27 protein-coding genes are annotated in these 25,961 nt (G+C 56.3%); 6 read left to right on the forward strand and 21 right to left on the reverse strand.

All coding sequences use genetic code 11. The features are described from left to right. Positions 1–255: 255 nt before the first annotated feature. Positions 256–975, forward strand: a complete 720-nt coding sequence (locus OSH04_RS03850) for a C40 family peptidase (protein WP_026483087.1) — start codon at positions 256–258, stop codon at positions 973–975. A 112-nt stretch (positions 976–1,087) separates the two neighbouring features. Here OSH04_RS03850 and OSH04_RS03855 read toward each other — a convergent pair whose 3' ends face one another. The 3 genes from OSH04_RS03855 to OSH04_RS03865 form a co-directional block, all read right to left on the reverse strand. Further along, positions 1,088–1,423 carry a DUF2325 domain-containing protein gene (locus tag OSH04_RS03855; protein WP_009456553.1) on the reverse strand — a complete coding sequence of 112 codons (336 nt, stop codon included), beginning with the start codon at positions 1,421–1,423 and terminating at the stop codon, positions 1,088–1,090. A 206-nt stretch (positions 1,424–1,629) separates the two neighbouring features. After that, complete coding sequence (locus OSH04_RS03860) at positions 1,630–2,580, reverse strand: CysB family HTH-type transcriptional regulator (protein ID WP_009456554.1); 951 nt, start codon at positions 2,578–2,580, stop codon at positions 1,630–1,632. An 86-nt stretch (positions 2,581–2,666) separates the two neighbouring features. Beyond that, positions 2,667–4,160: a CoA-acylating methylmalonate-semialdehyde dehydrogenase gene (locus tag OSH04_RS03865; RefSeq protein ID WP_009456555.1), complete on the reverse strand. Its 1,494-nt coding sequence runs from the start codon at positions 4,158–4,160 to the stop codon at positions 2,667–2,669. A 165-nt stretch (positions 4,161–4,325) separates the two neighbouring features. On the opposite strand from OSH04_RS03865, the gene OSH04_RS03870 reads away from it, so the two are divergent. After that, entirely contained in the window at positions 4,326–5,219 is an 894-nt protein-coding gene (locus OSH04_RS03870) for a LysR family transcriptional regulator (protein ID WP_035272524.1), read from the forward strand. A 61-nt stretch (positions 5,220–5,280) separates the two neighbouring features. Here OSH04_RS03870 and lptF read toward each other — a convergent pair whose 3' ends face one another. Further along, entirely contained in the window at positions 5,281–6,390 is a 1,110-nt protein-coding gene (gene lptF / locus OSH04_RS03875; RefSeq protein ID WP_035272521.1) for an LPS export ABC transporter permease LptF, read from the reverse strand. Between the two features lie 56 nt (positions 6,391–6,446). Here lptF and OSH04_RS03880 point away from each other — a divergent pair, with 56 nt between their 5' ends. From OSH04_RS03880 to epsC, 4 genes are all read left to right on the forward strand, one after another. Next, entirely contained in the window at positions 6,447–7,940 is a 1,494-nt protein-coding gene (locus OSH04_RS03880; RefSeq protein WP_009456557.1) for a leucyl aminopeptidase, read from the forward strand. 2 nt (positions 7,941–7,942) lie between these two features. Then, positions 7,943–8,365 (forward strand): DNA polymerase III subunit chi, encoded by a 423-nt coding sequence (locus tag OSH04_RS03885; protein WP_266107966.1) that lies wholly within the window; start codon positions 7,943–7,945, stop codon positions 8,363–8,365. 81 nt (positions 8,366–8,446) lie between these two features. Next, positions 8,447–9,157: a Bax inhibitor-1/YccA family protein gene (locus OSH04_RS03890; protein WP_009456559.1), complete on the forward strand. Its 711-nt coding sequence runs from the start codon at positions 8,447–8,449 to the stop codon at positions 9,155–9,157. Positions 9,158–9,422: 265 nt separating this feature from the next. After that, positions 9,423–10,352 (forward strand): serine O-acetyltransferase EpsC, encoded by a 930-nt coding sequence (gene epsC, locus OSH04_RS03895; protein ID WP_021446866.1) that lies wholly within the window; start codon positions 9,423–9,425, stop codon positions 10,350–10,352. Between the two features lie 247 nt (positions 10,353–10,599). Here the strand turns inward: epsC and rarD are convergent, their stop codons facing one another. The 17 genes from rarD to OSH04_RS03980 all read right to left on the reverse strand — a co-directional run bounded on the left by rarD (position 10,600) and on the right by OSH04_RS03980 (position 25,947). Then, complete coding sequence (gene rarD / locus OSH04_RS03900; protein ID WP_266107967.1) at positions 10,600–11,505, reverse strand: EamA family transporter RarD; 906 nt, start codon at positions 11,503–11,505, stop codon at positions 10,600–10,602. Continuing rightward, positions 11,502–12,107: a PIN domain-containing protein gene (locus tag OSH04_RS03905; protein ID WP_035272512.1), complete on the reverse strand. Its 606-nt coding sequence runs from the start codon at positions 12,105–12,107 to the stop codon at positions 11,502–11,504. The genes rarD and OSH04_RS03905 overlap by 4 nt, the downstream gene beginning before the upstream one ends. Position 12,108: 1 nt before the next feature. After that, entirely contained in the window at positions 12,109–12,699 is a 591-nt protein-coding gene (gene recO, locus OSH04_RS03910; RefSeq protein WP_266107968.1) for a DNA repair protein RecO, read from the reverse strand. Beyond that, on the reverse strand, positions 12,692–13,582 hold the full coding sequence (gene era / locus OSH04_RS03915; protein ID WP_026483096.1) for a GTPase Era: 891 nt from the start codon (positions 13,580–13,582) through the stop codon (positions 12,692–12,694). The genes recO and era overlap by 8 nt, the downstream gene beginning before the upstream one ends. Further along, on the reverse strand, positions 13,579–14,337 hold the full coding sequence (rnc, locus tag OSH04_RS03920; protein WP_266107970.1) for a ribonuclease III: 759 nt from the start codon (positions 14,335–14,337) through the stop codon (positions 13,579–13,581). The genes era and rnc overlap by 4 nt, the downstream gene beginning before the upstream one ends. Beyond that, positions 14,337–15,221 (reverse strand): signal peptidase I, encoded by an 885-nt coding sequence (lepB, locus tag OSH04_RS03925; RefSeq protein ID WP_009456564.1) that lies wholly within the window; start codon positions 15,219–15,221, stop codon positions 14,337–14,339. The genes rnc and lepB overlap by 1 nt, the downstream gene beginning before the upstream one ends. Positions 15,222–15,285: 64 nt before the next feature. Continuing rightward, the gene (lepA, locus tag OSH04_RS03930; protein WP_026483097.1) at positions 15,286–17,079 is read right to left on the reverse strand and encodes a translation elongation factor 4; all 1,794 of its coding nucleotides are present in this window, start codon (positions 17,077–17,079) and stop codon (positions 15,286–15,288) included. 243 nt (positions 17,080–17,322) lie between these two features. Continuing rightward, the gene (locus OSH04_RS03935; protein WP_266107971.1) at positions 17,323–18,831 is read right to left on the reverse strand and encodes a DegQ family serine endoprotease; all 1,509 of its coding nucleotides are present in this window, start codon (positions 18,829–18,831) and stop codon (positions 17,323–17,325) included. Between the two features lie 24 nt (positions 18,832–18,855). Next, positions 18,856–19,881, reverse strand: coding sequence for a MucB/RseB C-terminal domain-containing protein (locus OSH04_RS03940; RefSeq protein ID WP_247966612.1), 1,026 nt, complete (start codon positions 19,879–19,881; stop codon positions 18,856–18,858). Continuing rightward, positions 19,878–20,375, reverse strand: coding sequence for a sigma-E factor negative regulatory protein (locus tag OSH04_RS03945; RefSeq protein ID WP_009456577.1), 498 nt, complete (start codon positions 20,373–20,375; stop codon positions 19,878–19,880). The genes OSH04_RS03940 and OSH04_RS03945 overlap by 4 nt, the downstream gene beginning before the upstream one ends. A gap of 6 nt (positions 20,376–20,381) precedes the next feature. Beyond that, complete coding sequence (gene rpoE, locus OSH04_RS03950; protein WP_009456579.1) at positions 20,382–20,984, reverse strand: RNA polymerase sigma factor RpoE; 603 nt, start codon at positions 20,982–20,984, stop codon at positions 20,382–20,384. Then, positions 20,984–21,169, reverse strand: coding sequence for a hypothetical protein (locus tag OSH04_RS03955; RefSeq protein ID WP_238441765.1), 186 nt, complete (start codon positions 21,167–21,169; stop codon positions 20,984–20,986). The genes rpoE and OSH04_RS03955 overlap by 1 nt, the downstream gene beginning before the upstream one ends. Positions 21,170–21,443: 274 nt before the next feature. Then, on the reverse strand, positions 21,444–22,676 hold the full coding sequence (fabF, locus tag OSH04_RS03960; protein ID WP_021446869.1) for a beta-ketoacyl-ACP synthase II: 1,233 nt from the start codon (positions 22,674–22,676) through the stop codon (positions 21,444–21,446). 140 nt (positions 22,677–22,816) lie between these two features. Next, a complete protein-coding gene (gene acpP / locus OSH04_RS03965; RefSeq protein WP_003800961.1) occupies positions 22,817–23,056 on the reverse strand; it encodes an acyl carrier protein in 240 nt (79 codons plus the stop codon). Positions 23,057–23,240: 184 nt separating this feature from the next. Next, a complete protein-coding gene (fabG, locus tag OSH04_RS03970) occupies positions 23,241–23,984 on the reverse strand; it encodes a 3-oxoacyl-ACP reductase FabG (RefSeq protein ID WP_021446870.1) in 744 nt (247 codons plus the stop codon). Then, a complete protein-coding gene (gene fabD, locus OSH04_RS03975; RefSeq protein ID WP_021446871.1) occupies positions 23,985–24,923 on the reverse strand; it encodes an ACP S-malonyltransferase in 939 nt (312 codons plus the stop codon). It lies immediately after the preceding gene. 46 nt (positions 24,924–24,969) lie between these two features. Beyond that, positions 24,970–25,947, reverse strand: a complete 978-nt coding sequence (locus tag OSH04_RS03980) for a beta-ketoacyl-ACP synthase III (protein WP_009456588.1) — start codon at positions 25,945–25,947, stop codon at positions 24,970–24,972. Between the last annotated feature and the right edge of the window lie 14 nt (positions 25,948–25,961).

Consider the following 25,961-nt stretch of genomic DNA (forward strand, 5'->3'; position numbering starts at 1 on the left):
CACAGGGCTTGAAAACCGCTGTCAGCCGCACTTTGCAACAGTATGATTCAATCGCAAAATACACTCCTACAATGCTTTACGGTGCAATTATCATCCGGTACACTGCCAAACATTCAACGCACAGCAACGTCCGGCAAAGTATGGTGCTTTTAGCCATACTTACAGCCCTGATACCCATCAATTGCTGCTAATTTCAGCAAAAATAGGCATCAAGGTTGTGCTGCTGCCCACCAAGTCCTTAAAAAAGCCCTGGTCATGCCGCCACATTACCTGAATCCACCCGCACTTTTGCACATTACCTATCGCAGCGCCAAGTATCTTTTGTTAGCCGGCGCGCTCGCTCTGACAGGGTGTGCCACCACTGGAACTCAACAGTCCAGCCAGAACAAAGATCGTGCAGAACTGGATCACGGCTATTACGCCGACTACGAATTCCAGACCGAGTCCGACCCGCTGGGTACATATCTAGCTAACCGCGCTCGCAATGACATCAATATTGCTTACAGCAGCGATCGTCGCCAGGGGCGCGCCGAAAGCCGCAGTAGCCAAGCTTCTTCCTCTACCCACGGCCTTGCCAACGCCGCCCTGAACTTCCTGGGCGTGAAGTACAGTTTTGGTGGCGATGCTCCCAGCACTGGCTTTGATTGCAGCGGTTTAGTGTCCTACGTGGCTGAAAAGTCCCTGGGTCTGAAACTGCCCCGCCAATCCAAGGACATTGCCAAAGAAGGCACTTCGGTTAACCGTAGCGAGCTGCGCAAAGGTGACCTGGTCTTCTTCAATACTCGTGGCGCTCGTTTCTCTCACGTAGGCATTTACCTGGGTGATGACAAATTTGTCCACGCTCCTCGCACTGGCGCGGTTGTCCGCGTCGAGAGCATGGAAGTGGGTTACTGGAAAAAACGCTATAACGGCGCACGCCGTCTGGCGGCTGCCGATACGCAGCAGTCCGAAGCTCGTTTGCGTAGCGTCAAATAAGACCGCCCTGCTGCCAAACCGGCAGCACACAAAAAAGCCACTGTTATGAAACAGTGGCTTTTTTTTAGTCTGTAAAGATTCCTTCTTTGCCCCAGTAAGTCATGCCGCCAATCTAGTGGCTCTTGGACTTACCGAGCGGACAAGATTCACAATAGCCGCATTGGGTTAAGGCTTGCTTCATGCTACAAACCGAGCGTCGGCAGGCAACTACTCGAATACCGGACTTCAAGGCTGCGGCCCGGAAGGTTTTCATGACGTTGTGACCCAAGAAGTCGGTCAGCAAAATCAGCAAATCGGTGCCGGAAGGCAACTGCAGGGTTTTTTTCTGGTGGGCTGGATCACGCCCGCTAATATGATGTTTGATCGAGATATTGTGGATCTTGAGCAAGTCAGGAATGTTCCCCAGACGGTCTGCTCCAACCACGACTGCACTGACGTATTGAGACACAGGAAGCTCCATTGGCTAAGAAAGTTGGATAATGATAATCATTCTTATTATCATAGTCAATTGAGTCGATAGCTTGTTTCAATTTTTACTTATAGCCTTTGACCATAAGCTCTCACCTGCCCTGCAAAACCACGCCGACCGCACAAACAATAAGGGCCACCGTGGAATCACGATGGCCCTTATTGCCAACTAAACAGTGGCTAGCTCTACAACGGGCCACCAGCTTGTTTCTCGTCCAGAGCGCTCAGCACCACATCCCGGGTCAATTCCGGTGCCAGCATCTCCAGCAGTTCAAAAATATAGTCACGCAGGAAAGCCCCGGCTTTCACCGCCACCTTGGTGTGGTGTGCGCCAAACAAATGCCCTGCTGGCAGGCCCACCAGACCCTTATCACGACGCGGATCGAACGCGATGCCCGCGATGATACCGATACCCAGACCGACATCAACGTAGGTTTTGATCACGTCAGCATCAATAGCTTCCAGCACAATATCCGGAGTGATGCCGTGCTTGGCAAAGGCCTCGTCGATCGAACCTCGGCCCGAGAAAGCATGGTCGTAAGTCACGATGGGGTATTGCGCCAGGGTTTCAATGGACAACTGCTTGTTGGCAGGCAGATCAGCCAGTGGATGGTCCGGCGTCACCACCACCGTATGCTCCCAGGTGTAAACCGGCAAGGCGACCAGGCCCGGCGTCAGTGCCAGGGTTTCGGTAGCGATGGCCACGTCAGCCTGCTCATGTATCACCATCTGGGCCAGCACAGGCGGGCTGCCTTCAGCCAAGGACATATGGACCTTGGGAAAGCGACGGCGAAATTCAGGGATCACCTTGGGCAGCAAATATCGTGCCTGGGCGTGGGTACAAGCGATCACCAAGGTGCCTTCATCACGGCGGGCGAAGTCGTCGCTGACACGCTTGAGGTTGTCGATCTCGCGCATGATGCGGTCAATCACCTCGGCGACAGCTTCGCCCGGTCGGGTCAAGCCCTTAATGCGTTTTCCATGACGTTCAAAAATCTTGATGCCCAGTTCATCTTCAAACTCGATGATCGCTTTGGACACCCCCGGCTGGGAGGTATAGAGCGAGCGAGCGGCTTCAGTCAGATTGAAGTTACGTCGGATGGTCTCTCGGACAAAGCGGAATTGTTGAATATTCATATGTTAATAGCCCCAGGTACAGGGCTATTATATGTAATAAGGAACAGCTCACTTATTGCATTAAGTTATATATATAGATTCAACAATTACGTCATGCTGATTGTTGTATTCATCGTATTGGCATGAGCTTGCCAACGGGCCGTCACGGTTTTGGTCTGTGTCCAGAACTGAACGGCTTGTTTGCCGTTCGGACCCAGATCACCCAGCTTGGACGCACGCGAGCCAGTAAAGCTGAACCAGGCCACCGGCACAGGGATAGGAATATTGATACCGATCTGGCCTACGTCGATACGGTTCTGGAAGTAGCGCGCATGGCCGCCGTCCTGGGTGAAGATGGACACGCCATTACCGTTGGGGTTGCGGTTGATGAACTGCACCGCTTCTTCCAGCGTGTTGACACGCACAATGCACAGCACGGGTCCGAAGATTTCTTCTTCATAAATGCGCATATCGGCTTTCACATCATTGAAGATGGTTGGGCCTACAAAGTTACCGCTTTCATAGCCAGGCACTTTCACGCCACGGCCATCCAGCAAGAGGCTGGCACCTTCCTGTACACCGGCTTCAATCAAGGATTCCACACGCTGGCGAGCACGCGGCGAGACCAAGGGGCCCAGATCGGCCTGACGGTCCGTACCTACGTTGACCTTCATGGTGGCAGCACGTTTGACCAGTTCATCAACCCACTCGCCAGTTTCGCCGACCATCACGGCTACCGAGATCGCCATGCAGCGCTGGCCGGCCGCGCCAAAAGCAGCGCCCAGCAATTGGTTGATCGCCACATCACGATCCGCATCAGGCATCACAATGCAGTGGTTCTTGGCGCCCATCATGGCTTGCGAGCGCTTGCCAGCTTCAGTGGCACGACGGTGAATTTCGGTGCCAACAGCTGTCGAACCAATAAAGGACACAGCCTTGACTTCAGGATGGGTCACCAGGGCATTGGCAATATCTGCACCGCCGTGGACCACGTTCAGCACGCCTGGAGGCAGGCCAGCTTCCAGAGCCAGTTCAGCCAGCATCAGACTGGCGCTAGGATCCTGCTCGGAAGGCTTGAGCACGAAGGTATTACCGCAAGCCACAGCCAGCGGGAACATGAAGCAGGGCAGCATCACCGGGAAGTTGAACGCGGTCACACCGGCACACACGCCCAAGGGCTGGATCAGGGTGTAGACATCAATACCGCCCGCAGCGTTTTCTGCGTATTCGCCCAATTGCATCGAAGCAATGGAACACGCGTATTCGATCACTTCCAGGCCGCGGCCTACTTCACCTTCAGCGTCAGGCATGGTCTTGCCGTGTTCACGCGAAATGGCTTCAGCCAGCTTGGCACTGTTTTCACGCACCAGACGCTGCAGATTCAGCATGACGCGCATGCGCGCGCCCTGGCTGGAATGGCGCCAGCTCTCATAAGCCTTGGCCGAGCTGGCAATAATGGTTTCCAGCTCTTCCATCGTGGCGTAAGGCACTTGGGCCACGACTTCCTGGGTGGCTGGATTGAGCACATCGTCCCAACGGGTGCTCTTGGATTGAACATGTTGTCCATCGATCAGCAAAGGTACACGAACCACTTCCGTCATAGCATGTCTCCAATGAATTGCTCAGGCGGCTAAGCCTTATTTGTTATCCCACTTGTATGAGGGTTCTCATCGAGTGTAGAAGCCTCAAGACCCGTTTACCATGTTGAAAAATGCACAGGAGCTGGGCATTTATGCACAAGTCTTTTTCAGGGCGGGCCCATCACGATGGACTGGGATAATCTGCGTTACTTTCTGGAAGTGGCCCGCTGCCAGCGTATCAGCGTTGCCGCTCAACGGCTGGGCGTTCAACACAGCACCGTGGCACGCCGTATCCAGGCGCTGGAGCAGGAGCTGGGCTTGCGGCTGTTCCACAAATCCACGGTCAGCGGCTATAGCCTGACCAGCGAAGGGCAGAATCTGCAGCAACGTATGGAGCCGGTAGAAAGCCGCTTGCTGGCGGCTCGCGATGCGATTACGGGCAAGGCCAGACCCTTGACCGGCAAGCTGCGCCTGGGCTGCACTGAAGCCTTTGGCAGTTATGTCCTGACGCCCTTGCTCAGCATTTTCCAGGCCCAATACCCAGAGCTGACCTTGGAGCTGTTGCCTGTACCCCGCCCTATCAGTCTGTCACGCCGGGATGCCGACTTGGCCATTGCACTGGAGCGCCCCCAACGCGGCCCTTACTGGTGTACGCGCCTGGCAGACTACAGCTTGCGGCTCTATGCCCATCAGGATTATTTGAACAGCCATCCGCCCATAGAAAGCGTGCAGGATTTGTCCCAGCATCGCTTTATTGCCTATGTGGATGATCTGGTGTTCAGCGACAGCCTGCGCTATCTGGAAGAAATCGTCAGATCCGCCGCCGTACGCTTTCGCAGCACCAGCGTGATTGCGCAGTATCAGGCTACCCTGCAGGGACAAGGAATTGCCGTTCTGCCCTGCTTCCTGGCAAAAACCGATCCGCGCCTGCGTTGTGTTCTACCCGACCAGGTGGAATTGCGTCGACGCTTCTGGATGTTCTGCCATGAGGAGCAACGCCAAAACCCCAGCCTGACCCGGCTCTGGCACTTTCTGAAGCAGTCTGTTCAGGAGCGACAAGACTTGCTGGATGGAGCTTGAATCGCTCAATCAAGCCAAAAGTAACAGGTACAAAAAAGGGGCGTCACGCCCCTTTTCTACTTCAGCTTGTCGCTGGTGGTTTAGGTGCCTTGATGCGCAATTTACGCCACATCATGAAGACCATGATCAGCAAGAAGATGGCATGAACCAGCCACAAACCGATTTCAAAACCCAATTGGCCATTACGAATCCAGCCGCGCGAGAGGTTGATCAGGTTCATATAGAGCAGACCTACCAGACCAGCCACCAGAATATTGCCTGAGCGTCCCATCCTGGGATTCACCGCTCCCAGAGGAATCGCCAGCAAGGCCAGATTCAGTGCCGCCAGGGGCAAAGCCAAGCGCCACATGATCTGTGAGCGCGCCTCGGCATCGTCATCACTGAGTAACAAGGTGGTTTGACGAGCCTTGATCTGCTGCTCGGCACGGGCGCGGATCGTTTCAGCGGTATTGCCTGCATCACGGCTCTCCAGACGCATGCCGTAACTTTCAAAGTCCACCATACGGAATTCGGCCTGACCGGGCTTCAAGTCGTAGCGATGGCCTTCGCTCAAGACCAGAAAGCGATCGCCATTGGGCTGCTCTTCCATGCGAGCACTTTGCGCAGTCACAATGCTGAGCCACTGCGGGTCGATCACGCGGGCGATCACATTACCCAGCTCATCCCCTTCTTTTTCTGGGGAGTCGGCGTAAAACACACGGGCACCATCATCGGACTCGATAAACTGCCCGGCGGTCACTTTACTCAGGTCCGAGCGCTGCTCAAAACGCTGGCGGTACTCGGCAATCTGACGATAAGCCCAGGGCGAAGCCTGCAAGGTCAGAACGGCAATCAGAATGGCAACCGGCACGGCACACTGCAAAACGGGCGTTACCCAGTTTTTCAAGGACAGGCCGCTGGCAAACCAGACCACCATTTCGGATTCCCGAAAGCTGCGCGTCACCGTAGTGAGCACGGCAATGAACAGGGAAACGGCCAGAATAATCGGCAAGGCGGTAATACTGGAAAAGGCGGCCAGACCCAGCACCACATCAGGGCCAATCGTGCCATTGGCCGCTTCGCCTAACAAACGCACCAGAAGTACACTAAGCCACACAATCAGCAAAGTGGACAGTACAACGCCACTGTGACTTAAGATTTCGGATACCGCAGAGCGTTTAAATAGAGACATATGAGAATTTGCGAGATAATCGCAGGTACGATTTGCGACACACTGAGGATAGTTGAATGGAATTTAGCACACAGACATCCGCTTCTTTGCACCAAATTAAGACGGCCGCACTAGGCGTAGGCGTCTTTGCCGAGGGCATTCTAAGCCCCGCAGCGGAACTTATCGACCGCGCCAGCAACGGAGCTGTGAGCGCTGCTGTCAAAGCCGAGTTTAAAGGCAAGCCCAATACCCACCTGGTGCTGCGCAATCTGCCCGGTGTTAAGGCCGAACGCGTTATTTTAGTCGGCTTAGGCGCTCAAGAGGAATACAAAGCAGCAACTCATACGCAAGCCCAGGCCTGCCTTGCTTCTTACTGCCTGAAAGCAGACCTGAAAGAAGCCGTTTCGGCCCTGGCCAGCATTGATTGCAAAGGCACCACCTTGCGCAGCCGCGCTCAGGACGCTGCCGTGGCCGTATGCCGCGCCAGCTACCGCTACACCGCCACGTTCAGCAAGCCCGAACCTGCTCCCCAACTGAGCCAGTTCCTGCTGTGGACGGCCCGCACCCAAGCCAGCGAAGCCAAGGCGGGTCTGGAGCAAGGTCAGGCCATTGGTAACGGTGTGAACCTGACCCGTTTGCTGGCTGACCTGCCCGGCAATATCTGCACCCCCACCTACCTGGGCAAAACCGCCAAGCAGTTGGCCAAGGAATTCAAGACACTGAAAGCCGAAGTGCTGGAGCGCAAGCAGATCGAAGCCTTGAAGATGGGTTCGTTCCTGTCGGTGGCCAAGGGTTCGGATGAACCGCCTGCGTTCATCGTGCTGCGCCACACCCCCAACACCAAGACCAAACACGAGGACGGCCCTATCGTTCTGGTGGGTAAGGGCCTGACCTTCGACTCGGGCGGTATCTCCATCAAGCCAGCCGGCAATATGGACGAAATGAAGTACGACATGGGCGGTGCTGCCAGCGTTTTGGGCACCATGCGCGCCATTGCCGAACTGAACATCGACCGTGAAGTGATCGCTGTGGTGGCTTCTTGCGAAAACATGCCCAGCGGCCGCGCCAATAAACCGGGCGACGTCGTGACCAGCATGTCTGGCCAGACCATCGAGATCCTGAACACGGACGCCGAAGGCCGTCTGGTCCTGTGCGATGCCCTGACCTACGTCGAGCGCTTCAAACCCGCTGCCGTGATTGATATGGCCACCCTGACCGGCGCTTGCGTGGTCGCTCTGGGCCACGTCAACACCGGCCTGTTCTCGACCGACGACGACCTGGCTGATGAACTGATGCAAGCCGGCAAGCAAACGGGTGACACGGCATGGCGCATGCCCATGGACGACGCCTACCAGGAGCAACTGCGCTCGAATTTTGCTGATATGGCCAATATTGGTGGCCCACCAGCCGGTTCGGTAACCGCCGCCTGCTTCCTGTCCCGCTTCACCAAAGCGTACCGCTGGGCTCACCTGGACATCGCCGGTACTGCCTGGCGCAGCGGCAAGGACAAGGGCGCCACAGGCCGTCCCGTGCCTTTGCTGGTTCAGTACCTGCTTAATCAGTGTCGCTAAGCATGAGCCGCGTCGATTTCGCTTTCGGCGCGCCAGATCGCTTGCGTATGGCCTGCGAGGTCGTGCGCAAGCACTACGAGGCGGGCCGTCAGGTGGTGGTGTATCTTTCCGATACCCGCCAACTGGCCCGTTTCGATCGCCTGCTCTGGGGTTTTGAATCCACGGCTTTTGTCCCGCACGTCGGAGTGGAAGACCCCTTGGCAGCCACCACCCCTGTTTTGTTGACCAGTGCCGCCCCCGTGCCCGCAGGTGAGCAAAGCTGGCTGTTGAATCTGGATGCCCAATGCCCGCCCGGTTTTGAACAATTCCCGCGTATATTGGAAATTGTCTCCGAACGGGAAGCTGACCGTACCCAGGCTCGCGAACGCTGGCGTGTCTACCAGGCGCAAGGCTGCCAAGTGCATGCTCATAAACTGGGTGCTTGAATAATAAAGAAGATTCTTGATTATTCAGGTAGTTGTCAGTTATTCTTGACCACTGATCTCTCTGTATTCTAAGGACTCATCATGAGCGAATTTCGTCAATCAAGCTTGCCTGAGCATAACGGCACCCTGGGCGCCCAGTCGCTGATTGCTCGCAATCGCGTCCTGCGCAACACCTACTGGCTGCTGGCCCTGTCCATGATTCCCACCGTGCTGGGAGCCTTGCTGGGCCTGTCCTCCGGCATTAACCGGGTTATGGGCGCCAGCCCAGGCCTGAGCGCCATTGTTTTCCTGGTCGGTGCCTTTGGCCTGATGTTCCTGATCGAAAAGAACAAGAACAGCTCGCTGGGTGTCGCCCTGCTGATGGCCTTTACCTTCTTCATGGGTGTGATGCTGTCCCGTCTGCTGGGCTTTGTCCTGGGCATGGGTAATGGCGCACAACTGATCATGCTGGCCTTTGGCGGTACCGCCGCAGTCTTTGGCGCCATGGCAACTATTGCCAGCACCACCAAGCGTGATTTCTCCGGCATGCAGAAATTCCTGTTTGTCGGTGCCGTTATCTTGCTGGTTGCGGCCTTGGCCAACATCTTCCTGCAACTGCCTGCGCTGATGCTGACCATCTCCGTGATGGCTATCGGTATCTTCTCGGCCTTCTTGCTGGTTGATCTGCAGCGCGTCATCAACGGTGGTGAAACCAACTACGTGTCGGCCACCCTGGCGATCTATCTGGACGTCTACAACATTTTCAGCAACCTGCTGGTGCTTTTAGGCGTGCTGGGCGGTAACCGCGAATAAGATCGCGGACCCCGCACTCCCCAAGCCCCCTTTTCGAAGGGGGCTTTTTTATTATCCGCACGCTCAAGCACGCTGGCTTGAAAACCTGACCATGCCCCTCATCTGCTTGATCTTGCCCCAAGCTCATGGGGCCTTGAAGCGGCACGACCAGGCCTGAGCCATGGCAAAGGGAATCACCCTGACGCAGCGCCCTGTTTTTCGTGTCCTTGCTCTGACGCGCGGGTATAGTAAACCTTGTAGAAAATTTCCCCTTTGGAGAACACTGGTGGCAGTCTTTGAAACTCAACATATCGTCGACAATCTGCGCGGGGCCCGCGAAGAGTGGCGACAGGCGCATCAACGCTTGAACGAGCTTGAAGGCCAGGAATTTCCGTCGGTACAAGCTTTGATTCAAGTGACCGAGCAGCTCAAAGGCATCCTGTTTCCCATGCGCCTGGGCAGCCCGGAGCTGCGTCGCGAGTACGAAGATCACTTTGTCGGCCACCACCTGGGCCAGGCGCTCAATACGCTGCTGCAACAGGCGCGTATCGAGCTGCAACGCGCTGCCCTGCTCCGTGGTGACAAGTACGACCGCGAAACCATTGAAGAGCAGGCACACAAGGCCATACAGGCTTTTGCCAACAAGCTGCCAGACTTACGCCGCACCCTGGATCTGGACGTGGTCGCCGCCTATCAAGGCGACCCGGCTGCCCGCAATGTGGACGAGGTACTGCTGTGCTATCCCGGTCTGCTGGCCATGATCCATCACCGCATCGCCCATGCTCTGACCAATCTGGGACTGCCCCTGACGGCGCGCATTATTGCAGAACTGGCCCACAGCCAGACCGGTATTGATATTCACCCCGGCGCGCAAATTGACCATTCCTGTTTCATCGACCACGGCACCGGCGTTGTGATTGGCGAGACCGCCATCATCGGCAAGCGGGTTCGTATTTATCAGGCCGTCACCCTGGGTGCCAAGCGCTTTAGCAAGGACGAAAAAGGCTTACTGCTGAAAGGTCAGCCACGTCACCCCATCGTGGAAGACGACGTGGTTATTTACGCGGGTGCCACCATCCTGGGGCGCGTCACTCTGGGTGCAGGTTCTACGATTGGCGGTAATGTCTGGATTACGGAAGACGTACCAGCGGGTTGTTCGGTGACCCAGGCAAATTTGTTGCGCAATCAACCTGACTGCCCGGAGAAACTGCGCTAAGCAGCCTGCTTATATCGCGCAGGACCCAGTCTGGTACGGCCCGGACTATCTCCTCTAGAAGAGCCCCGTAGTAAAAAAAACGACTCCTGTCATGTCCTTCCAAAAAGCATGGATAGCTATCCAACTTTGAAGAGGGACTCTCAGGAGTCGTTTTCTATTGGAGTTCCGCATCATTCAGGAAGCCCCCAGAACGTCTGGGTAGACGCTAACTGCCCTTCGGCACTGGCTGGGTACTAACAAGCAGAGTTTACGCCTTGGGAGGCGGCACAGGCGGTCCGGGTCGCCACATCTTGATGAAACCTTCTATAGCCATCAAGGAAATGGCAATCCAGATCGGAATATAGGTCCACCACTGATTCGCGCTCATGGGCTCGTCCAGCAGCAAATACGCCACCCAGAACAAGAGCACCGGCTCCACATAGCCCAGAATGCCAAACAAGGCCAAAGGCAACTGACGACTGGCAGACAGATAGCTGACCAACGCAACCGAGCTGATCAGGCCCAGAACCGGGACCTGCCAGATCAAGCGAGGCTGATCCGCGAACAGGCCCCACATCTGCGTGTCTTGAACAAAGAGCAGCCAGCAAGCTGGCAGGAACAAGAAGCTCAGATCAAACCAGAGTGAAGCCAGCGAGCCCAGACGCAGATAACGGCGCAGCATGAAATAAGGTGGATAACCCACAACCACCACCGCTGTCGCCCAGGAGACGCTCCCTACGCGGAACAGCTCGTGCAGCACACCCACGCCGGCCAATGCCACAGCAATCCACTGAATAGTGCTCAATCTGTCTTTGTAGATCACCCGCCCTACCAGCACCATCATCAGCGGCAAGAGGAAGTAGCCCAGGGACACGTCCAGCGCCATCTGGTGCAAAGGCGCCCAGACAAAAATCCAGAGCTGTACCCCGACCAGGGCTGCAGCCAGCAAGAGCAAGGCAAAATAGCGCCAATTCCCGGGCCAGTGACGCAATACCCAACGCACTTCCCGCCAGCGCCGTGCCCGAGTGATCACCAAAGCCAAAGCAGGCAGCCCCAGCACAATACGCCAGGCAAAAACCTGCTCGCCACTAAGCGGCTGCAAGACGGTAGCGTAGTAGTACAGGCAGGCAAATAAAGCGGAGGCCAGAACCGACAGCAATACACCTTGCTTCATGAGTGCGCCTCGTCCATTTTCTGACGCCGCAAATAAGCCTGCCCCACACTGAACAGACGATCACGCTTTAACAAGGTATGCGTATCCAGTGCCTGCGCTTCGGGCGTCAGCATCAAAGCGGGCAAACCATCCAGCAAACGCTGCATCAAATCCGGGTGCGCGGCCATGTACAAACTCAAAAGCTGATCCGGCTCCCACAAGCTGATCCCCAGGCGACGCAGCTCGGAACGATTAAAGTCTTTCAGATTACGGGTCAAGATGCCGACCGGCTGATCGGGATAACGCTGCTGTGCCAAACGGGCAGTGGCGATCACATGCCAGTCTTTGGCATCGGAGTAACGCAAGTCCTTCTTGAACTCGCTGCTATCGCCTAAATCGGCTTCGGGGTAACGCTGTTGCAGCGCTTCCCACTGCTCCTCGATAGAGGTGGGCATGACTTTCCACAACCTGCCCGCATTACGCCGCCATTCGTCCCCGATCACCGGACTCCAGACAGGCTTGAACAACTGCTCGTCAGCCAGGGCCAGGAGCAAGCGGCGCAGTACGTTGGAGATCAGTACGCAGGTATCCAGAACCAGCACGGAAGGAAGGGAGACGGCCATATCAATAGCGTTGCAGCTGCATAAGAACGGAGCGGGTATGCAAGGGACGACCCAGCAAGCTGTTCAGGCGTTCACGCAAGCGTATGCGCAACTCAGGCTCACCAACAGGATCGTCGAAGTCTGGCGTGGCTTCATCAAAGCCATACCCGGTTTCGGTCAGCAGCACCCACTCAAAGCGCCGCAAGGCCCCCGCCACGGGTGGACGAGGTATCTGGGCCAAGTGCACCAGAGCCTCTTCGTAGGCATCGAACAAAACAGGATGTGGGTCTTCACGCGGCAACAAACGAATCAACAATTCGTTCATGTACCAGGCCGACATCAGAGCACGACCTTTCAAGGGGCGCATCCCGGCGCAGTCCGCCCGTGTCAGCGTTTTGACTTCATTTTTGCCCGACCAGGCCAATAACAAAGGCTGAAACACAGACAAAGCAGGCCGCAAAATGGAATGCGGCCTTTTGGCGCCTTTCGCGACCAGAGGCACCAGCCCGTGGTTACGCGTAAAGGCATGACAGATCAGGGACGTTTCACGCCAGGCACTGGTGTGCAGTATGTAGCCCGCTTCGTCCTGAAAGCGATGACGGGGATTACTCATACCCCAGGTCGCGCAGGACCGCTTCACGATCGGACCAGCCCTTGCGCACCTTGATATACACATCCAGGAACACGGGCTTGTCGATCAGCTTGGCAATATCTTGGCGAGCTTCCGTAGCAATGCGCTTCATGTGCATGCCACCCGCTCCCAACAGAATCGGACGGTGGCTTTCGCGTTCTACGACCACGCAAGCCGAAATACGCGCGCCCTGCTCGTTCTCGTCCCATTGTTCGATAACCACGGTACACCCGTACGGCAGCTCGTCACCCACCAGGCGGAAGATCTTCTCGCGCAGCAGCTCCGAGGTAATGAAGCGCACCGAGCGGTCGGTAATGGTGTCAGCGTCAAACATGGCCTCACCTTCAGGCAGGCGGGAGGCGATCTCGTTCAGCAAAGGGTCCAGTTGCAGGCGCTTGGCAGCACTGACCGGAATCACGGCGCCGTACTCGAACTCCTGCGACAGGCGGGCGATATAAGGCAGCAAGTCATTCTTGCTTTTCAAGGCATCAACCTTGTTGATGACCAGAATGGTCTTGCCGCCTTTAGGCAGCATGGGCAGCAATTCGGCGTCCGAAGCGGACCACTTGCCGGCTTCAACCACATGCACCACCACGTCCACATCGGCCAGGGCCTGGGTCACGACGCGGTTCATCATGCGGTTCATGGCCCCGCCGTGCTTGGTCTGAAAACCGGGGGTGTCCACAAACACCATTTGATCGTGATCACGCGTCAGCACACTGTTGATGCGGTGACGCGTGGTCTGCGCCTTGCGCGACACGATCGAAATCTTGCTGCCGATCAGGGCATTGGCCAGCGTGGACTTGCCGACATTCGGTCGTCCAACAATAGCCACGAAGCCGCAGCGAAAAGGGGTCTCTGTCATTCTGTTTCCTGCGACACTGCCACGGGCAATGTCAATTGTGAGGGGCGACGATGGCGACTGGCGCGCATCGTCTTGGCTGGAAATTCAGCTTCTAAAATAGCAATGGCCTGCGTCGCGGCGGCTTGTTCAGCAGCGCGACGGCTGCTGCCACTGGCACGAACATGGATGTTGAGCTTGGCGATCGTGCATTCGATATCGAAGAGCTGATCGTGGGCTGCGCCATGGGTGGCCACCACGGTATACACCGGCAAATCCAGCTTGCGACCTTGCAGCAGCTCCTGCAGCAAGGTCTTGGGATCTTTCCCCAAGGTTTTGGGGTCCACATCTACCAGCATGGGCTCATAAAGCTGGGTGATGACGGTTTGGGCTTGCGTAAAGCCCGCGTCCAGAAAGACAGCGCCAAAAATGGCTTCCAGCGCGTCTGCCAGAATGGAGGGACGACGGAAACCACCGCTTTTCAGCTCCCCTTCCCCCAGACGCAAATAATCCGACAAACCCAGACGGGTAGCGATTTCCGCCAGAGCGGCCTGTTTGACCAGATTCGCTCGCAGGCGGGACAGATCGCCTTCATCAATGCGTTGGAAACGGTCGAACAACAAGGCCGCAACCGTGAAGTTCAAGACCGAATCCCCCAGGAACTCCAGCCGCTCGTTATGGCGAGCGCTGTGGCTACGATGGGTCAAGGCCTGCTCAAGCAGGCCTGTGTCTTTGAAGGAGTAGCCGATAGCGGCTTCAAGCAAAGCAAGACGTTTCATTAATGGAAGCGACCTATACGGCTAAGTTCGCGGAAATTCATCCAGATAAAGAAGGCGCGTCCCACAATATTCTCATCGGGCACAAAGCCCCAATAACGACTGTCCAGACTATTGTCGCGATTATCTCCCATGACGAAGTAATTACCTTCGGGCACCACACAAGAGATACCGTTGGAGAAATACTCACAGGAGTCGCGGTTGGGGAACGCCACGATAGGCATCAAACCCTGAGGCTGAGTCTTGTTCAGCAAGATGTTGTGCTGCACTTTGCCCAGCTCTTCCAGATAGCGCCCAATGTAAGCGGAGCGATCCGGCTCGTAGTAATCGCCACTGCGCACTTGGGTAATGACTTGACCATTCACGGACAATACCTTGTCGCGGTACTCCACGCGGTCACCCGGCACACCAACCACACGCTTGATGTAATCCACAGTGGTATCAACGGGATAGCGGAACACAATCACATCGCCACGCTCAGGATGGCCCAAAGGCACAACCTTGGTACCACTGACAGGCAGGCGAATGCCGTACTCGTATTTGTTCACCAGAATCAAATCGCCATTTTTCAGCGTGGGCAACATGGAGCCCGACGGAATGCGAAAAGGCTCGATGATAAAAGAGCGCAATACAAACACGAACAGAATGACTGGGAAAAAACTGACGCCATACTCAATCCACCACGGCATGCGGTTGGCCTGGTCATAAGCGTCCTGGCGCAGTTGCTGCAAGTGCTCGGGGTCTTGAGCTGCCGTTTCCGGTACCGCCTGCATCGCGGCCTGCGCACGCGCCAGACGGCGCGAGCGCAGGGAAAAACGATCCAAAAACCAGATTGCGCCGGTCAGTATCAGCAGTACAAACAAAATCAGAGCGAAATCCCAGCTCATCGGTTTCCTTTAAAGAAATTAAAGCAGTCCTGGCTGTGGTCGGCTTGAGCTGCCGACCAGAGCATTACTTATCCTCGACCTGCAAAATTGCCAAAAAGGCTTCCTGCGGAATTTCCACGTTCCCAACTTGCTTCATCCGCTTCTTACCGGCTTTTTGCTTCTCAAGCAGCTTCTTCTTGCGAGAGATGTCACCGCCATAACACTTGGCCAGCACGTTCTTGCGCAATGCCTTGACGTTTTCGCGAGAAATAACTTCGGCGCCAATGGCAGCCTGAATCGCAATATCAAACATCTGCCGCGGAATCAGAGAGCGCATCTTGGCGACCACTTCGCGTCCACGGTAACGGGCGTTGCTACGGTGCACAATCATGGACAGGGCATCAACCCGGTCGCCGTTGATCAGGATATCCACCTTGACCACATCGGCCGAACGGTATTCCTTGAACTCGTAGTCCATGGAAGCGTAGCCGCGCGATACCGATTTGAGTCGGTCAAAGAAGTCCAGCACGATCTCGGCCAGAGGCATCTCATAGACCAGGTTCACCTGACGGCCATGATAGGTCATATTTAACTGCAAACCGCGCTTGGCTGTACACAGGGTCATGACCGGGCCCACGTATTCCTGCGGCATTAGCAGCGAAACCACAACAATAGGCTCGCGTACGTCTTCGATATGGGACACTTCCGGCATGCGGGAAGGGCTTTCAATCATCAAGACTTCGCCGTCACGACGCTCGACCTCGTACACCACCGACGGCGCGGTGGTGATGATATCCATGTCGAATTCGCGCTCCAGACGCTCCTGGACGATTTCCATATGAAGCAGGCCCAGGAAGCCGCAACGGAAACCAAAACCCAGCGCCTGGGACACTTCGGGCTCGAACATCAGGGACGAGTCGTTCAGCTTGAGCTTTTCCAGGGAGTCGCGCAGCTGGTCGTACTCACTGCTCTCCACCGGGTACAAACCGGCAAACACCTGAGGCTTCACTTCCTTGAAGCCCGGCAAGGCTTTTTCAGCCGGTTTGCCGGCCAGAGTGATGGTGTCACCCACCTTGGCGTGTTCCAGCTCTTTAATACCGGCAATGATGAAACCCACCTCGCCTGCAGACAGATGAGGACGGTTTTCAGACTTGGGGGTAAAGACACCGATATGCTCGACCAGGTGCGTCGCACGGGTGGCCATCAGCAGAATTTTTTCCTTGGGCTTGAGCACACCGTTGACGATGCGCACCAGCATGACCACGCCCACGTAATTGTCAAACCAGGAGTCAATGATCAGGGCTTGCAAGGGAGCGGTAGGATCACCCACTGGCGGGGGAACACGCGCCACGATGGTTTCCAGGATCTCGTCGATACCCAGGCCGGTTTTCGCACTGGCGGCAATTGCGTCACTGGCATCAATGCCAATCACGTCTTCCACCTCCTGGCGAGCGGCATCCGGGTCAGCCGAGGGCAAGTCCATTTTGTTGAGCACTGGAATCACTTCCACGCCCTGATCCAAAGCGGTATAGCAGTTGGCTACAGTCTGCGCTTCCACACCTTGGGAAGCGTCCACGACCAGCAAGGCACCTTCACAGGCCGACAAGGAACGGCTGACTTCATAGGAGAAGTCAACGTGGCCGGGGGTGTCGATCAGGTTCAGGTTGTAAACCTTGCCATCCTGAGCCTTGTAGTGCAAAGCGGCGGTCTGGGCCTTAATCGTGATGCCACGCTCTTTCTCGATGTCCATCGAATCCAGAACCTGGGTCGACATCTCGCGGTCGGCCAGGCCACCACAGCGTTGGATCAGGCGGTCAGCCAAGGTCGATTTGCCATGATCGATGTGGGCAATAATAGAGAAATTGCGGATGTGATCCATAAACCCGTTAATAAACAAAGAAAATGTTGAGGCGCAATGCCAGAGAGACGGCACAAGAAAGGGGCGCCCATGACGCCCCTTTTCAGTCCACGCGCCGAAAACGCAAGACCCGTCCTGTCAGACGGGCGCACGTGGAGCCAGTATCCATTCGGGGCAAACTGCCCCCGCGAATAGCGGCGGAAAAACTCCGGCCCCTGGCCGGAGTTCATCAATGACTACCATTTTAGCCGTTTTACAGAATTTTTATTTCGATGGCGTAATCAAAACCCATTGCGACTGGCCCGCACGCAAAACCAGCAAGGCTGCTGCTTTGGATTTATCCAAGGAAGCCACCATTTTAGCGTATTGATCCGGCGTCCCTACGTCTTTATCGTTGACACGCAAAATAAGGTCACCAGGCTGCAGACCGGCTTCGCTGGCAGGAGCCGTGGCCTCTGTTACCTGAACCGCACTTTCCACGCCCAAACGCTTCAAATCAGCGGCAGGAACTGCCGTCACTTTCAAGCCAAAGGCATCGGCCGTGCTGGCAGCAGGATTGCCTTTCTCGTCCTTGGCGGCAGCAGTGGGGCTACTGGAAGGCATTTCTTCGACATCAATCTTGATGGTCTGCAACTTGCCCTTGCGCCAGATTTCCAGCGTGGAGCTTTGACCTGGCTTGGTACCACCCACAATACGGGGCAGGTCTGTCATTTGATCAATGGTGCGACCGTTGAACTTCAGGATCACGTCGCCAGACTGGATACCGGCCTTGGCGGCAGGACCGCCCTCTTCCACGCTGCTGACCAAGGCACCCTTGCTGTCTTTCAGACCCAGCGCGGTAGCGACATCATCGGCTACCGGAGTGATCTGCACACCGATACGACCGCGAGTCACCTTGCCGTCAGACTTGAGCTGCTCGACCACATTCATGGCTTCGTCGATAGGAATGGCCAGGGAAATACCCATGAAGCCACCGCTACGCGAAATGATCTGGGAGTTCACACCCACTACTTCGCCATTCAGATTGATCAGCGGACCTCCGGAGTTACCGGGGTTCACAGCCACATCGGTCTGAATGAAAGGCAGGTAATCGCCGGTTTCACGGTTGATAGCGCTGACAATCCCGGAAGTCACGGTGGATTCCAGACCGAAGGGCGAACCGATAGCCAGAACCCACTGCCCTTTCTTGAGCTGTTTGGAATCCCCTATCACCATGGGCTTCAGGTCTTTGGCTTCGATCTTGATCAGGGCCACGTCGGTGCGCTCGTCCGTCCCGATGATCTTGGCTGGATATTCCTTGCCATTGCTTAGCGTGACGAAAATGCCGTTGGAGTCGGCCACCACATGGTTATTGGTCAGGATGTAGCCATCAGCAGAGATGATGAAACCCGAACCCACACCACGTGGTACTGTGCGCTCTTGAGGTTGCTGGCCTTCATTGCCACCGCCACGAGGGCGCTGCGGCGCCATGCCGGGCGGCATGAAATCGGGCCCAAAGAACCAGCGGAACATATCGTAAGGATCCGAACCCGGACCCATGGCGGGGGAGCGCACCCGGACGGCCTCGGTGGTACGGATATTGACTACTCCATCCTCGGTCTTGGCAACAACGCCAGTAAAGTCAGGCAGCCCCAGCGTCGTGCTCTGGACTTGCTCGGTTGTCGTGACAGGCTGAGCCTGCGCGTGGGCCATAGGCGCACCCGCCGCCAGCATCACGGCCACCGTCAAGGCCGAGAGAACAGGAATACGCATTTTTTGACTCGATTTTTCCATTCAAATACTCCTGGTGGACGATAGTCAATGTGTCCGGGATAGAGGGGTGAACTGGGTACCTTCCAGCAAGGCGCGCAAGGTCTGTACAGGTACGGCACCCGTGCTGGTCAAAACATAATCATTAATGCGACTGCGGTACATATTCATGGAGCCACGGTGAAAGGCCCCCAGGCTGTTTTCTTCTGCTTCGGGGGTGCCTACCTTCTCCAGAAACACGGATATGGCAGCCAGACCGTCAGACAGCATCAAATGGGTAACCTGACGCCCCGCACGCATGGGTCGGAGCATTTCGGACCGCAAGGTAAAACCGGCAGGCATGGCCAGATGCCAACCCAGCTCGTTCAAATCTATTTTTCGTACTTCGGGTTCGACCACTTCCCACTTGCTGGGGTTCCAACTGGTACGCAGTTCCTGCAAATCCACCTGCTCGCCAAAGGCAACAGAGGCAAAAGCGATCTGATCCACTACCGCTTGTTGTGGGTCCAGAGTCTGCATTTTCAATAGCAAATGATGATCGGTATCGGCACACACGCGGTAGCCGTAACGCTGATCATCCTTGGGAACCAGCTCGATCAGGTCGCAAGGGCGACCGGCCACACGCTCGCGCGATGGCAAGCGGCGCATATCGTAAAAATTGGGTAATTGGCTGACATCACCGACCAGAAAACTGGGAAAGCGCTCGTTTTCACGACGCTCGATCACCACCATTTTCTTTTCGGGAATCAGGCATTGGGTGACTTCGTTCTGACGCAGAAACTCACGCGGCTCGCCGTCCAGAATCTCCAGACGCTCGCGCTCGCCGGTGCCGTCAATAATGTGGACCAGCTTCATGGACTGGCTGGCCTGATCCTGGGTGTAAATAATGACCCCGGAGTAATCCAGGTCACGCGCCGCTTTATGGACTTTCTGCAACCAGGGCAGATCCAGGGGCTCCAGCCCGCTGGCATCCTGAGCCAGTACAGGTGTGCACAGCACCGCCAGAGAAAGGGCAAACAAGCCCTTATAGAGACGCGCCAAGCCCACCTGCGACGGCATACGTACAGACCTCATTGACCCAGGGCTCCACTTTCAAAGGAAACATGGCGTACCGGACCGGTACCAACAAAGTCGCGGTGCAAATCCGCGTAATCATTCCAGAGCTGATCATCCTGGGCGCTGGCCACCAGCGTGCCTGGCACGGAGTTCACCCCCATATACGGCAGGCCCACCCACAAGGCGGCAGCCACGGCAGCCACCACGGCCAGGCCGCTAACACCATAGCGCTGCACCAGGGGCCGTTTCATGGCATTCGGGGCGAGCACGGTAGGCTCTTCGTCGATTGCTTTGGACAGACGCGCGTAAAAGCGATCCGACGTACGGATCGCCAGCGCATCGGTACGCATGACGTCACCAATCAAATGATAGGTATCCCAGACTTGACGCCCGTAGGGGGAGTCCAGTTCCTCGGGGCGTATTTCAGCCTCGCCATCCACCCAGGAAGACACGGCGGCCTCCCAGGCATTGAGTTGATCATCATCGGAATGGGATTTCAGGGCTTGCATCATCAATCCTTACCACCGTCGTTCACTATCTTCACCATCGAGTATGGGACGCAATTGCGCAGCAATGGCGTCACGGGCTCGAAAGATGCGTGAGCGTACAGTTCCTATAGGGCAGTCCATGGTCTGAGCAATATCTTCGTAGCTCATACCTTCTATTTCACGTAGCACGATAGCCGTCCGCAACTCTTCGGGCAGTGCCTGGATCGCTGTATTTACCGTCTCAGCAATCTGGCGACTGACCATCATGGATTCTGGCGTGCTTATATCGCTTAGGTTGTCGATTCGGTCAAAAGTTTCACCTTCTTCAGTTTCGACGTTCTGCAAAGTATTGGGACGTCGGGCGGCCGAGGCCTGCCAGTTACGGGCCGTGTTGATCGCAATGCGGTACAGCCAGGTGTAAAAAGCACTCTCGCCCCGGAACTGGGGAAGAGCTCGGTACGCTTTGATGAAGGTTTCCTGAGCCACGTCCTCGACTTCAGACGGGTCACGTACCATGCGGCTGAGCAGACGCATGATTTTGCGCTGGTACTTCAGTACCAGCAGGTCAAAGGCTCGCTTATCCCCACGCTGAACACGTGCAACTAGTTCGGCATCGGTATCGCGTTCACTCATTAAGAATCCTTATTCTGAGCACGGACCTGATGAGACAGTCGGTTGGCACATAGAGACAAGGCCCACCAGTCCTGCTGCGACTGGGCGCGGCGCCATACGGTCACGGTACGGCAAGCCTTGGTGCAATCACGGCGCAAATGCAAGGTCATGAACCAGGCACAACGCCAGATCTGCTCTATTTGCACGGACTCCTTTGCTGCCCCCTCGCACTGCAAGGAGTATAGCCCTGCACGATGCGCTAGTGTAGCGCGCTCATCCCATGCCCCACGACTGCGAGCATACAAAAAATAAGCCCACAAAGCACCTGCCAATATTGCCAGGCCCCAGGGCCATTGCCAGCTAGACATTGTCCAGGCCAGGCCTGCTGCAAGCAAGGCACAGACAAAAGCGCCCAGTCGGCGCACCGGAGCCGGAGCTCCGATCGACCAGGACTGGGCGTTACGAGTGGGGCAGTCTAACTTAGCGAAGACGACGAACCACCATCGAACCGTTAGTGCCGCCAAACCCGAAAGAGTTGGACAGAGCGACATCAATCTTCATGTCACGCGCCTGGTTGGCGCAGTAATCCAGGTCGCAGGCAGGGTCCTGGTTGAAGATGTTGATGGTTGGAGGCGAGATCTGGTTATACACCGCCAAGGTGGTGAACACCGCTTCAATACCACCGGCCGCACCCAGCAGGTGACCCGTCATGGATTTGGTGGAGTTGACCACCAGCTTGTAAGCGTGATCGCCAAAAGCCAGTTTCAATGCTTCGGACTCGTTCACGTCGCCCAGTGGCGTAGAAGTACCGTGTGCGTTGACGTACTGAACTTCGTCAGCGTTGATGCCACCGTTACGCAAGGCATTCATCACGCCACGACGCGGACCGTCACGGTCAGGCGAAGTGATGTGGTGAGCGTCAGAGCTCATGCCGTAGCCGGAGAACTCGCCGTAAATGCGTGCGCCACGTTTCTTGGCATGCTCGTACTCTTCCAGCACCAGCACACCAGCGCCCTCACCCAGTACGAAGCCGTCACGGTCCATGTCCCAAGGACGCGAGGCTGTTTCAGGATCGTCGTTACGGGTGGACAGAGCACGCATGGCGGCGAAACCGCCAATGCCCAGAGGGGACACGGTGGATTCGGCACCGCCGGCAATCATCACATCAGCGTCGCCATACTCGATCAAGCGAGCAGCGTCACCAATGGAGTGCAGGCCGGTTGTACATGCCGACACAACAGCGTAGCTAGGACCTTTCAGGCCCAGGCCGATGGACAGTTGTCCAGACACCAGGTTGACCAGGGAGCCAGGCACAAAGAACGGGGAAATCCGACGTGGGCCCCGTTCCAGATAATCTTTTTGGGTTTCTTCAATGCGGGGCAAACCACCAATCCCCGAACCGACGATAACGCCCACACGCTCAGCATTGATGCTGTTGATATCCAGACCGCAATCCTTCCAGGCCTGCATACCTGCGACCACGCCGTAATGGATAAAGGTATCCATCTGCTTGGCTTCTTTGGACGAAATGTATGGTGTTAAATCAAAATCCTTGACCTCACCCGCTATCTGGGCTGTTAGGGCCGAAGGATCGAAACGGGTAATACGCCCGATGCCCGAACGCCCATTGACGATGTTATCCCACGCGGTAGGAATATCGTTGCCGACCGGGGAAACAATACCCAGCCCGGTAATCACGACACGTCGTTTCACGGATGACTCCTAAACACAAAAAAAGCGGTTTAAAGGGAATAACTGCGTCTTGCAAGCTAAAGCCGCCGGGCACAGGCTACTCTCTGGAAACCGCTCTGGAGCGAGGGCGTGCACAATGCCGCCCACCCTCTTAATTGAACTTACTGCTTGCTGTGAGAATTGATGTAGTCCACAGCTTGCTGGACCGTCGTGATTTTCTCAGCTTCTTCGTCTGGTATTTCGGTTTCGAATTCGTCTTCGAGCGCCATCACGAGCTCGACCATGTCGAGCGAGTCGGCACCGAGGTCGTCGAGAAAAGAAGATTCGTTTTTGATCTCGGCTTCGTTAACGCCAAGTTGTTCAGCGACGATCTTCTTGACGCGCTGTTCGATGCTTTCCATGCAGATTCTCCAAGTTGGGAAAAATTCCCGCAAATTATAGCCAATCCATACTGCTAAGAGGGATAAGCTATGACAAAAAACGGCGTTCTTGTATGAGGCCCAACGTTATTCTTACAACGCCGGCTCAAGCAATAGGCCCCAAATAATCCCGCAATTTTACCTCAGCCGGGCGCGATGCCAAGCCTTACATGTGCATACCACCATTCACATGGATGGTGCTGCCCGTAATATATTGCGCTTGCGACCCGGCCAGGAAGGCTACCGCATTAGCGATATCTTCAGCAGCACCCAGTCGTCCCAGGGGGATTTGCGACAAAATTGCCGCCGACTGCTCAGGGGTCAGAGAGCGTGTCATGTCCGTATCAATAAAGCCCGGAGCGACACAATTAACTGTAATGTTACGGCTACCGAGCTCGCGCGCCAAGGCACGGCTCATGCCGGCGACACCGGCTTTGGCAGCTGCGTAGTTGGCTTGACCGGGGTTACCGCTCTCGCCCACCACCGAAGTGATGCTGATGATACGGCCCCAGCGGGCTTTCATCATGGGGCGGATAACGGCACGCGACAGGCGGAACACGGCACTTAGATTGGTCTGGATAACGGCGTCCCAGTCTTCATCTTTCAAGCGCATGGCCAGGTTGTCACGCGTAATACCGGCATTATTAACCAGAATGTGCGGGCCACCGTCTTCTTTGCTCAAAGCCGAAATCAGCGCTTCGCAAGCAGCCGGGTCGTCCACGTTCAAAACATGGCCGTAGCTGCCATTCTGATCCAGCACAGCGGAAATCGCCTGTGCGCCGGACTCGGAAGTAGCGGTACCAACCACCTTGGCACCTCGTGCCATCAATTCTTTAGCAATCGCCTGACCGATACCGCGCGATGCGCCGGTTACCAGTGCAGTCTTGCCGCTTAGGTCCAATTCTTGCATTTATGCTCCCTCCAGGGCTTCCAAAGTGGCCTGCAAGGACGCAGGGTCACTGATCGACAAGGCGACCAGATCACGGTCAATACGCTTGACCAGTCCCGTCAGCACTTTGCCTGGACCACACTCGACCACGTGGGTGACTCCTTGAGCCTTCATGGCCTGGATGGTCTCAACCCAACGCACGGGATGCCAGGCCTGACGGACCAGCGCATCTTTAATCTGTTCGGGGTCGGTAGGCGCGGCTACGTCCACGTTATTGATCACGGAAATAGCAGGCGTTTGCACTTGAACCGAGGCCAGAGCCTGGGCCAGCACAGCAGCTGCCGGTTCCAACAGACTGGAGTGGAAAGGAGCCGATACAGGCAGCACCAAGGCACGCTTGGCACCGGCTTCTTTAGCCAGCGCACATGCACGATCTACCGCTTCCACATTCCCGGCTATCACAACCTGAGCAGGCGCATTGTAGTTAACAGCCTGAACAATCTGCTGCCCCTCAGAGGCACGAGCACACACATCGCGCACTTGATCGTCATCCAGACCCAGCACGGCAGCCATGGTACCGACACCCACAGGTACGGCAGCTTGCATGGCATCGGCACGGATGCGAACCAGCGGAACTGCTTGTTCTAGGCTCAGAGCACCGGCAGCAGTCAGGGCCGAGTATTCACCCAGGCTATGACCGGCCATCACGGCAGGAGCGGGGCCACCGGCCTGAATCCAGGCCTGATACATGGCCACGGCGCTAGCCAGCATGACAGGTTGAGTATTGGTAGTCAGGTTCAGAGCCTCGGCAGGCCCTTGTGCCATCAACTGAGCCAGGTCCTGGCCCAGCGACTGGCTGGCTTGTGCAATGGCTTGCTGTACGACAGCAGACTCGGCCCAGGCATCGAGCATGCCTACGGACTGCGAGCCTTGTCCTGGAAAGACAAACGCAATTTTCATGGTAGAAAAACCCAAAGAGATGAGGCGGTAATCCGGATCGCGCTACTTAGCAGCGGACCAGCACCGAACCCCAGGTAAAGCCGCCACCCACGCCTTGCAACAGCGCCAGATCACCGGCACGGATACGACCATCCCGGCGAGCGGCATTCAGGGCCAAAGGCACACTGGCTGCCGAGGTGTTGGCATGTTGATCAACCGTGATAACCACCTTCTCGGAGGGGATACCCAGCTTACGACCTAGAAAATTGATGATACGAACGTTGGCCTGGTGCGGCACCAGCCAATCGATATCGGCCAGAGAGACGCCAGCCTGTTCGCAGACTTGATTGGCCGAAGCGGCCAGAGAAGTGACAGCCAGCTTGAACACAGCCTGACCATCCATACGCAGGAAGGGATCGCCCACTACCTGACCGTGCGAGACATTGCCGGCCGCGCACAAAATACCCATTTGACTGCCATCTGCATTGAGCTGGGCAGCCAGAACACCGGGTTCATCGCTGGCTTGCAGAACCACAGCGCCCGCACCGTCGCCAAACAGGACGCAGGTAGAGCGGTCGTTCCAGTCCAGGATGCTGGAGAACACTTCGGCACCGATGACCAGCGCATTGCGCGCACGGCCAGCCTTGATCATGGCGTCGGCAGTCGTCAGTGCATAGACAAAGCCGCTGCACACCGCTTGTACGTCGTACGCGGCAGCGCCCTTGTTGCCCAATTCGGCCTGCACCAGACACGCGGTGCTGGGGAAAACGTAATCGGGAGTGGAAGTAGCCACCACAATCAGGTCCAGATCCTGGGCAGCAATGCCCGCATCTTCCAGCGCCTGACGCGCGGCCTGGGTTGCCAAGTGGCTGGTACGGACACCGGGATCGGCAAGATGACGCTGGTGAATACCGGTACGCTCGACAATCCACTGATCGGAGGTTTCGATACCCTTTTGAGCCAGCTCCACCGCTAGATCATCGTTAGACACAATCCGAGGAGGCAGGTAGCCGCCTGTACCGATAATCTTGGCAAATATCGTCATTTTATGTTCCCGAT

Origin of the sequence: Alcaligenes nematophilus (genome assembly GCF_026344155.1) — a bacterium.
In the GTDB taxonomy this organism is placed as follows: domain Bacteria; phylum Pseudomonadota; class Gammaproteobacteria; order Burkholderiales; family Burkholderiaceae_B; genus Alcaligenes; species Alcaligenes phenolicus.

What these genes read in the sequence shown, in the direction of transcription:
- OSH04_RS03890 (WP_009456559.1), top strand. Translation starts at nt 8,447, where the DNA reads ATGAGCGAATTTCGTCAATCAAGCTTGCCTGAGCATAACGGCACCCTG.
- OSH04_RS03860 (WP_009456554.1), bottom strand. Translation starts at nt 2,580, where the DNA reads ATGAATATTCAACAATTCCGCTTTGTCCGAGAGACCATCCGACGTAAC.
- OSH04_RS03935 (WP_266107971.1), bottom strand. Translation starts at nt 18,831, where the DNA reads ATGGAAAAATCGAGTCAAAAAATGCGTATTCCTGTTCTCTCGGCCTTG.
- OSH04_RS03945 (WP_009456577.1), bottom strand. Translation starts at nt 20,375, where the DNA reads ATGATGCAAGCCCTGAAATCCCATTCCGATGATGATCAACTCAATGCC.
- rarD (WP_266107967.1), bottom strand. Translation starts at nt 11,505, where the DNA reads ATGAAGCAAGGTGTATTGCTGTCGGTTCTGGCCTCCGCTTTATTTGCC.
- OSH04_RS03885 (WP_266107966.1), top strand. Translation starts at nt 7,943, where the DNA reads ATGAGCCGCGTCGATTTCGCTTTCGGCGCGCCAGATCGCTTGCGTATG.
- lepA (WP_026483097.1), bottom strand. Translation starts at nt 17,079, where the DNA reads ATGGATCACATCCGCAATTTCTCTATTATTGCCCACATCGATCATGGC.
- lepB (WP_009456564.1), bottom strand. Translation starts at nt 15,221, where the DNA reads ATGAGCTGGGATTTCGCTCTGATTTTGTTTGTACTGCTGATACTGACC.
- OSH04_RS03850 (WP_026483087.1), top strand. Translation starts at nt 256, where the DNA reads ATGCCGCCACATTACCTGAATCCACCCGCACTTTTGCACATTACCTAT.
- OSH04_RS03905 (WP_035272512.1), bottom strand. Translation starts at nt 12,107, where the DNA reads ATGGCCGTCTCCCTTCCTTCCGTGCTGGTTCTGGATACCTGCGTACTG.
- rpoE (WP_009456579.1), bottom strand. Translation starts at nt 20,984, where the DNA reads ATGAGTGAACGCGATACCGATGCCGAACTAGTTGCACGTGTTCAGCGT.
- OSH04_RS03880 (WP_009456557.1), top strand. Translation starts at nt 6,447, where the DNA reads ATGGAATTTAGCACACAGACATCCGCTTCTTTGCACCAAATTAAGACG.
- fabG (WP_021446870.1), bottom strand. Translation starts at nt 23,984, where the DNA reads ATGCAAGAATTGGACCTAAGCGGCAAGACTGCACTGGTAACCGGCGCA.
- OSH04_RS03980 (WP_009456588.1), bottom strand. Translation starts at nt 25,947, where the DNA reads ATGACGATATTTGCCAAGATTATCGGTACAGGCGGCTACCTGCCTCCT.
- rnc (WP_266107970.1), bottom strand. Translation starts at nt 14,337, where the DNA reads ATGAAACGTCTTGCTTTGCTTGAAGCCGCTATCGGCTACTCCTTCAAA.
- acpP (WP_003800961.1), bottom strand. Translation starts at nt 23,056, where the DNA reads ATGGAAAGCATCGAACAGCGCGTCAAGAAGATCGTCGCTGAACAACTT.
- OSH04_RS03865 (WP_009456555.1), bottom strand. Translation starts at nt 4,160, where the DNA reads ATGACGGAAGTGGTTCGTGTACCTTTGCTGATCGATGGACAACATGTT.
- OSH04_RS03940 (WP_247966612.1), bottom strand. Translation starts at nt 19,881, where the DNA reads ATGAGGTCTGTACGTATGCCGTCGCAGGTGGGCTTGGCGCGTCTCTAT.
- lptF (WP_035272521.1), bottom strand. Translation starts at nt 6,390, where the DNA reads ATGTCTCTATTTAAACGCTCTGCGGTATCCGAAATCTTAAGTCACAGT.
- OSH04_RS03870 (WP_035272524.1), top strand. Translation starts at nt 4,326, where the DNA reads ATGGACTGGGATAATCTGCGTTACTTTCTGGAAGTGGCCCGCTGCCAG.
- recO (WP_266107968.1), bottom strand. Translation starts at nt 12,699, where the DNA reads ATGAGTAATCCCCGTCATCGCTTTCAGGACGAAGCGGGCTACATACTG.
- era (WP_026483096.1), bottom strand. Translation starts at nt 13,582, where the DNA reads ATGACAGAGACCCCTTTTCGCTGCGGCTTCGTGGCTATTGTTGGACGA.
- fabD (WP_021446871.1), bottom strand. Translation starts at nt 24,923, where the DNA reads ATGAAAATTGCGTTTGTCTTTCCAGGACAAGGCTCGCAGTCCGTAGGC.